Below are 7,578 nucleotides of genomic sequence, written 5' to 3'. Positions count from 1 at the left end.
TCCTAAAGGGCGGTTCTCGGCGTCCACCTTCCAGCAGGGTGTGGTGTCCAGCACGCCTGAACGATTATCGTACAGATAGAGAACCTCGGTAATGTTGTCCGAGAAGGCGATCTCGGGGTAGCCGTCGCTGTCGTAATCACCACGGCGCAGCTTTCAATCCAGTGATCTTCATCGAAGAGCCGCCAGCTCGGCTCGCTCTCCAGGCCGGTTCCCGTGTTGGTGAACAGGGCGACGGATTGACCGGCGAGCAGGATATCCTGATCGCCGTCGGCATCGACGTCGAGGGGGAAGCAATGCCAGGAGTCCAGTTCATCCGCGGCAAGCCACCCCGGCTCCTCGTCGACGCCGTTGCCGTCGTTGTAGTAGACGGCATCATGGCCCGAGTAATCGGGGATCACGCAGTTGGCGGCGTAGAAATCCAGCCGGTCGCTCCAGACGTAATCCAGGGCGATCTCCGCGCCGGCGCCTGGGGCGAAGCCCAGGGAGACCCAGCCCAGCTCCGGATCGCAGCATCACTCGTCATCGGGCAGGGTGACGCCATCGACGCGGACCGCGCTGATCTCCCGGGCCGGGTAGTGTTCCACATAGAACACCTTACGCTGGCCATCGCCGGTACGGAGTTCGCCGTTCTCCAGCCGCCAGCCGTCACCGTTGAAATCGCCGACACAGCAGTCAGTGCTGTAACGGATCCCTTCGCTCTCCCAGTCGGGCTCGTAGCCGTAGGGCAGCTCGGCGCCGATGTTTAACACCAGTACACACAGAGATAGGATAACCTGCGCATCGCCGCCTCCCCTTACTCACCCGTATTGTATCGATCAATGGTCGGATAACGAATTCAAGACTATTCCTCGAGGTAATGACTGTCAAGATATCGACGAGAGATACAGAAAACGGGCGTGACCAGTACGCCCGTTCGGGGGGAGAAAAACTTTCGGTAAACCGCTACAGCAGCTCGGCCTCGACGACCATCTCGCCGGTGCGCTCGACGCTGACGGGTTCGCCGTAGTGCTCGGCGGCGCCCTCGATCAGGCCGGTGAGGAAGCTGACCAGGCCTAGCCTGGTCTGGTAGGTGTAGCGGATGGTCCTGTCGTCGACCCACTCGGTGAGCATACCGCCCCGGGCGCCCGGGTCGAAGCCCGCGGTGGCCACGGAGTAGACCCGGGGGATGTAAGGTAGGAACTCCTTGAGTTTCCAGCCGGGGCGGAAGTAGGCCTTGTAGTACAAGGGGGCAAAAGTCGAGGTGAAGTAGCGGCCGAAGATACGCACCCAGTCGTCAAATTCAACGTTGAGTTCTTCGGCGATCAGCCTGCCGAACACACCGACCAGCTCATTGGGATACTCCCGGGTGGCCATGACGGGCTTGCCCTTCATCCCGGCTCTTTGCAGAATCTCTTGCCACTTGTCGTCGCCGAATCGCTCTTGGACGAAGCTGCGCGCCACGACGAGGGCCGTTCCCTTCACGATAACCTCCCTGTAAGCATTATGTATTTGAGATCACAAGAAACTTTCATTTTACTATACATAGTTACTGCTGGATAGTATCATTATGACAATTATCTTGACCGGTTTAGCTGGTTACTCGGGCCCGGTGTCGAGCAGTCCACTTCCGCCCAACGCCGGAGGGGCCTGGAGGGCGCCGGTCCGGAGTTTTCGGCGATCGGGCGAGCGGCGAAGTCGGAGATGAGACAGCTTCCGCCGGCTGGACCTTGGCGGCTCGCTGGTTCGGTGCAATCCACCTACGCTCGTCGCTTACTCGACGGCCAAGCTGAGGCGGAGCGGCGATTGCAACAGCCGGGACCCCTGTGGGTCCCGGCTCGTATTGCTCAAGAGGGTTCGAGGACCTAGTCGTCGTCCCCGGAGGGTTCGTCCGGCGCTTTGTCGGCGTCTTCCGCGGGCGCCTCGGACTCGGTCTCGCCGGCGGTTTCGTCATCCCCGGGCGGCGCCTCGTTTTCCTCGGGGACCTCGAACTCGGGGAACTCTTCCTCGTAGTCCTTGCGCTCCAGCAGGTTCTCGTCGTCCTTCTTCTTGCGCAGGGCGATGTAGATGAGCGTCTGGCCGACGTAGAAGGTCGAGAAGTAGTAGCTGACGATCAGGCCCAGCAGTACGACGGTCCAGACGGTGTAGATGATGGCGGCCACCTGGAGACCGGCGCTGGGCTGAACGACCAGCGGCGGCAGACCCAGCCAGGCGATCCAGTTCAGCCCGGGCACGCTGTAGATGATCTCCGATATCGGCAGGCCGCTTTCCAGCGATATCTGGGCTACGCAGTTCATCGTGTTGGCCTGCAGGATGGAGGCCGGGGTCTTGAGGAAGGCGAAGGTGTAGGCGCCCGCCTGGGGGAAGACGTAGCCGGTGAAATCAGAGCCCCAGGCCAGTCCGAAGACGGTCTGCATCAGCTTGAGCGCCAGGATGACGAAGATGATCAGGATCAGCCCGGCGATGGCCATGGCGATGCCCAGCAGGATGTTGTAGAGCACCAGGCGCCAGGGCTGGGCGGAGACCGTCGAGAAGAGCTCGAAGATGGTCTCGAAGGTGTCGTTTTTGGTGGTGGCGACGACGGCGGGGGAGATGATCAAGCCGACGAGGACGATCAGCACCAGGTAGACGGTGAAGATGGTGATGGCCATGATCACCGGGTAGAAGGCGCTGGTCAGCCAGGCGCCCACGGCGCCGGTGCCGGCGATCAGGCCGATCAGCAGACCGCCGCCGATCAGGATGGCCACGACGATGGCCATGCCGACGGGGGAGAGGATCACGGCGGGGGCGTGCTTGCGGGCGAAGCGCCAGGCCTCTTTCTTGGAGTAGAAGTCGTTGCCGCGGAGCTGCTCATAGGTCAGCTTCGAGGTGGCGGTGCCGGCCATCAGGCAGATCACCAGGGCCCACAAACCGCCCAGGGCGAAGATGACCCAGCCGTACCAGTGCAGTCCGCAACAGATGGGCAGGGGCAGGGCGCCGAACATGGTCCAGATCTCGCCCAGGGTGAAGCCCTCGATCAGCAGGGCGGCGTAGGCCAGCACGGCGTAACCGAACAGACCGACGATCAGGCCCTGGAACTGGACCCAGACCTTCTTGGCGGAGAAGCCCAGTCTGGGGGCGCGCAAAACGTCGCGGAAATCGAAATGCAGCTTTTTCAGCATCGTTATCCCCTTCGCAAACGCGGCGAGCGGCGTAAAAGAATCAGAATAAGACCTAGTCAATCAAGAGCTCAGACATACTTCGCCAACAGACGCCGCTCCGAGTCGGGGCGCGACCCGGGCGATTGAATGAAGCTTGCATAATTGTGTACAGCCGTTCTTATCAAGGGTGGACTCAGCGTAGCATCGCCCCGGGGGGTTGTCAAGGGAGCCGGTCGCACTCATTGGAGTTGGCGGTGACGTTGGAGAATCTCGTCGGCGTCGGCGGTGGCCGCCCCCAGCTTGCCGACGACGACGCCGGCGGCCAGATTGGCCAGCAGAGCGCCCTCGAGCAGGCTGGCGTCGGCGGCCAGGGCCAGGGCCAGCACCCCGGCCACGGTGTCGCCGGCCCCGGTGACGTCGAAAACCTCGCGGGCCACGGTATCGATCAACGCGGGCGGCTGGTCGGGACCCTCGTAGAGACGCATCCCCCGGGCGCCGCAGGTGATCAACAGGTTCTCCAGAGCGGTCCGCTCGAACAGGTGTTCGGCGACCCGATTCAGGTTGCCGTAATCGGCGGCGAGGCCGACGGCGCCGGCGGCCTCGTAGTGGTTGGGCGTGGCCACGGTGACCCCGGCGTAGGCGTCGAAGTGGTCCTGTTTGGGATCGACCACGGAGGGGCGGTCGGCGCAATCGGACACCAGAGCGCGGATCAGCTCGGCTTCGAGGACGCCCTTGCCGTAGTCGGACAACAGCAGGGCCGCGGCTCCCTCGAGAACGTTGCGGGCGACCCGGGCCAGGTGTTCCCTCGTCGCCGCGCCGAGGGGGCACCGCTCCTCGCGGTCCACCCGGCAGACCTGCTGCTTGTCGGCCAGGATGCGGGTTTTGACCGTGGTGGGCCGGGTCCGGTCGACGACGAGGTGGTCGTGGTCGAGGCCGGCCTCGGCCAGCAGGTCGCGCAGCTCGTCGGCGGCGGGATCATCGCCGACGACGCCCACCAGCAGGGGTTCTCCGCCCAGGGCGCGAATCGTGCGGGCCACGTTGGCCGCTCCGCCGGTCAATCGGGTTTCCTCGCGCACCTCGACGACGGGTACCGGCGCCTCGGGGCTGATGCGCTCGACGCGGCCCCAGACGTAGCGATCGAGCATCACGTCGCCGACGATCAGCACCCGTCGGCCGCCGACGGCGGTCAGCAGTTCTTCCAGACGCCGGCGATCCAAACGATCGACCATGGACCTTCCTCGGTTAGCGGCCGGAATGCATCGCCCTCGCGGCGGGCGATCTCAGTGCGCGTACTGCCTGAGCCGGCGCAGGACGGTACGCAGTCCCAGGCGGCGCAGACGGCGCAGGGTGCCGAAGGACAGCTTGTCCCTCAGCCACCGCTGTCGGTTTTTGCGATCGACGCCGCGCTCGATGACGGCGACCATCCGGCGGAAGCGGTCGTGCTCCAGACGGTCGCTGAAGCAGTTGGCCGGGCTCTGATGGTTGAAGCGCGAGACGTCGTAATCGTCGTCGAGCAGGCCCAGCTCCCGGCAACGCTCGAAGGCCTCGGTGCCGGGGTAGGGGGTGAAGATGCTGTAGGAGATCATCCCCGGGATGGTCTTCATCGCCCACCAGGTCTCGGCCAGGCTTTCCTCGTCGTCGGTGATGAAGCCGACCATGAAGAAGGCCTCCAGCTCGAGACCGTGACGGGCGATTAAACCGGCGGCCCGACGGGCGTCCTCGATGGTGTAGCGCTTGCGCATGTCGCTCAGGACGCGGTTGCTGCCGGACTCCACCCCGAGCTGGATCGAGACGCAGCCGGCGTCGCGCATCAAGCGCAGGTTGGCGACGTCGATCAGGTTGACGTGGGTCTCGCAGCTCCATTCCACCCCGGGGCAGTGAAGGCGCATGGCGTGGCACAGCCGGCGCAGGTAGGACCTGGTGACACCAAATGTGTCGTCTTCAAAGTGCACCCGCTGGATGCCGTGGGCGGCCAGGGAGTTGATCTGGCGGACGACGTCGGCGACGGAGCGGAAGCGGACCCGACGGCTCCAGAGGTTGCGCGAACCACAGAAGAAGCAATTGTAGGGACAGCCTCGCGTCGCCATCAGCGAGCGGAAGGCGTAGTCCGGATAATCGTCGTGGTCCCAGAGCACCTCGGCGGCGTACTCGTGGGGGTAGGGCAGGGAGTCTAGATCGGTGATGAACTCCCGGGGACCGTTGAAGCGAGGGCCGTCCGGACCGTTGAAGTACAGTCCCCGGATCGATTCCAGCTTCGCCGACGACACCCTGGTCGGATCATCGCCCAGGGCCTGGAGCAGTTCGACGAAGGTCTCTTCGCCCTCGCCGACGACGACGTAATCGACCAGGCCGGTGGCCAGGATCTCGCCCCCCGTCAGACTGGGGTGGGGACCGCCGAAGACCACCGCGATCCCCGGATCGATCTCCCTGACCAGGGCGGCGACGTTGAGGGCCGCGGTGTAGTTCTGCGATTTCGCCGTCACGCCGACGACGGCGGGCCGGTATTCGGCGATCCGGCGGCGGACCTCGCTCCAGATGGGAGCCGTCGTATCGCTCAGCAGGCGGCGGTAGCGCTGGAAACCCGGTCCGCTGAGGTGGCTGAAGCTGACGGATTCGGCCTCGGGGACGAAGTCGGCGTTGTAGACCCGGACCCGCCAGTCGGTGCGTTCCCCGGCCACCGCCGCCAGGTAGCCCAGGGAGAGGGGGTAGCGGGTGAGCGAGTAGCTGTCTTTGTAGAGACGGTAGAAGGGGGGTTCGACGAGGAGCAGTCGCTTGCCCGTCGGTGCCGCGGCGGAGCGCTCGGTTCCTTCCATTGATGCCTGTCGGCCCACGACGGGTCGGCTCATTGGTTATCCGTTCGGGCGCGTCGCCGTCGTTGTCAAGCTCCGACCGCGGGGTCAGTCACCCCGGGGTGGAAAGGCCTCGTCGACGACGCGGCAGATGGTGTGCAGGGCGGCGGCGTGGCACTCCTGGATGCGGCAGGTGCGTTGGGTGTCCACGACGACGGCGACGTCGGCGGCCGGGGCCAGCTTTCCGCCGTCGCGCCCGGTGAGAGCCAAAACCTTCAAGCCCTGCTCCCGGGCGGCCGGGACGGCCTTGAGCACGTTGGGGGAGTTGCCGCTGGTGGAGAGGGCCAGCAAAAGGTCGCCCTTGCGCCCAAGGGCGCGGACCTGTCGATAAAAAATCTCGTCGTAGCCGTAGTCGTTGCCGACGGCAGTCAGGATGCTGGTGTCGGTGGTCAGGGCGACGGCGGGGAGGGGCCGGCGTTCGGTCTCGAAGCGCCCGACGAGTTCGGCGGCGAAGTGCTGGGCGTCGGCGGCGCTGCCGCCGTTGCCGCAGGCCAGCACCTTGCCGCCCCTGGCGAGGGTTTGGACGACGAGCCCGGCCGCGGCCGTCAGCGGGGCGGCCTGCGCGGCGGCGAAGGCCGCCAGGTTGGCGGCCGCCTGCCGCAGCTCGTCGTTGACCAATTGGCTGTAATCCACTCCGGCTCCTAGTTCTGCAGCCGTTTTAGCACCTCGGCGTAGAAGGCTTCGATGTCGCCCAGGTCGCGGCGGAAGCGGTCCTTGTCCATCTTTTCGTTGGTCTCGGCGTCCCAGAAGCGGCAGGAGTCCGGCGAAAGCTCGTCGCCCAGGCGGACGTTGCCGGCGTTGTCGTAGCCGTACTCGACCTTGAAATCGATCAGACGGATGCCGCGCTCCAGCAGATGGGGCGCGATGATATCGTTGACCTTGAAGGTGTAATCGCGCAGCAGCTCCAGGTCCTTGTCGCTGATCTCCATCAGGTTGTGGATGTGGTACTCGTTGACCAGGGGATCGCCGAGGTCGTCGTCCTTGTAGAAGAACTCGAGGGTCGGCTGCTCGAGCCTGGTGCCCTCGGGGATGCCCAGACGCTTGGAGATGCTGCCGGCGGCGACGTTGCGCACCACCACCTCCAGGGGGATCATCTTCAGTGTGTGGGCCAGCATCTCCCGCTCGGCGGTGCGTTCGATGAGCTGGGTGGGTATGCCGGCCTCCTCGACCAGGCGGAAGAGGATCTCGGTGATGGCGTTGTTGTAGTAGCCTTTGCCCTCGATGGTGCCCTTCTTGACACCGTTGAAGGCCGTGGCGTCGTCCTTGTAGTACAGCCGGACGATGTTGGGGTCGTCGGTGGCGAAGACCACCTTGGCCTTGCCTTCGTAGAGGATCGTGTCGGTCATCGCTCGCACCTCGGTTTCCGGGGTGTGTGGGTTGCGGGTCGGTTAGTTCTCGGGAAGCTCGAGGCTTGCTCGGGCGACGAGCTCCTCGAGGGTGTGGTAGCGTTCGAGCAACCCCAGCAGGCGTTCGAGGAGCCGCTCGCTCTGCTCGGCGGTCAGCCGCTGCTGAAAGCGTTTATCGGTGATCCGTCGGGTCGCGGCGCTGCGGATTCGGCCGTCCCGGTCGCCGATCAGCCCGATCAGTGTATCGGGGCGGGTGTGGCGGTTGAG

8 protein-coding genes are annotated in these 7,578 nt (G+C 64.9%); all 8 read right to left on the bottom strand.

Going from position 1 to position 7,578, the window contains the following annotated elements; translation table 11 throughout:
- Window positions 1-2: 2 nt before the first annotated feature.
- The 8 genes from GF399_06120 to GF399_06085 all read right to left on the bottom strand — a co-directional run bounded on the left by GF399_06120 (window position 3) and on the right by GF399_06085 (window position 7,311).
- Window positions 3-398, bottom strand: a complete 396-nt coding sequence (locus tag GF399_06120) for a hypothetical protein (protein ID MBD3399892.1) — start codon at window positions 396-398, stop codon at window positions 3-5.
- 114 nt (window positions 399-512) lie between these two features.
- A complete protein-coding gene (locus tag GF399_06115; protein MBD3399891.1) occupies window positions 513-749 on the bottom strand; it encodes a hypothetical protein in 237 nt (78 codons plus the stop codon).
- Window positions 750-942: 193 nt separating this feature from the next.
- The gene (locus GF399_06110) at window positions 943-1,488 is read right to left on the bottom strand and encodes a hypothetical protein (protein MBD3399890.1); all 546 of its coding nucleotides are present in this window, start codon (window positions 1,486-1,488) and stop codon (window positions 943-945) included.
- A gap of 353 nt (window positions 1,489-1,841) precedes the next feature.
- Window positions 1,842-3,137, bottom strand: coding sequence for a hypothetical protein (locus GF399_06105; protein MBD3399889.1), 1,296 nt, complete (start codon window positions 3,135-3,137; stop codon window positions 1,842-1,844).
- A gap of 218 nt (window positions 3,138-3,355) precedes the next feature.
- Window positions 3,356-4,333 (bottom strand): D-glycero-beta-D-manno-heptose-7-phosphate kinase, encoded by a 978-nt coding sequence (rfaE1, locus tag GF399_06100; protein ID MBD3399888.1) that lies wholly within the window; start codon window positions 4,331-4,333, stop codon window positions 3,356-3,358.
- A gap of 63 nt (window positions 4,334-4,396) precedes the next feature.
- Complete coding sequence (locus GF399_06095) at window positions 4,397-5,962, bottom strand: radical SAM protein (protein ID MBD3399887.1); 1,566 nt, start codon at window positions 5,960-5,962, stop codon at window positions 4,397-4,399.
- 51 nt (window positions 5,963-6,013) lie between these two features.
- On the bottom strand, window positions 6,014-6,583 hold the full coding sequence (gene gmhA, locus GF399_06090) for a D-sedoheptulose 7-phosphate isomerase (protein MBD3399886.1): 570 nt from the start codon (window positions 6,581-6,583) through the stop codon (window positions 6,014-6,016).
- 23 nt (window positions 6,584-6,606) lie between these two features.
- Window positions 6,607-7,311, bottom strand: a complete 705-nt coding sequence (locus GF399_06085) for a phosphoribosylaminoimidazolesuccinocarboxamide synthase (protein ID MBD3399885.1) — start codon at window positions 7,309-7,311, stop codon at window positions 6,607-6,609.
- Window positions 7,312-7,578 lie beyond the last annotated feature (267 nt).

It is taken from the genome of Candidatus Coatesbacteria bacterium (assembly GCA_014728225.1).
Lineage (GTDB): Bacteria > RBG-13-66-14 > RBG-13-66-14 > RBG-13-66-14 > RBG-13-66-14 > WJLX01.
Note: the sequence above shows the minus strand (reverse complement) of the source record. Positions and strands in the feature narration are given on the sequence as shown.

Bases quoted from the DNA above. Each gene is read 5' to 3' on its own strand.
- GF399_06105 (MBD3399889.1), bottom strand. From the start codon at position 3,137: ATGCTGAAAAAGCTGCATTTCGATTTCCGCGACGTTTTGCGCGCCCCC.
- GF399_06085 (MBD3399885.1), bottom strand. From the start codon at position 7,311: ATGACCGACACGATCCTCTACGAAGGCAAGGCCAAGGTGGTCTTCGCC.
- GF399_06095 (MBD3399887.1), bottom strand. From the start codon at position 5,962: ATGAGCCGACCCGTCGTGGGCCGACAGGCATCAATGGAAGGAACCGAG.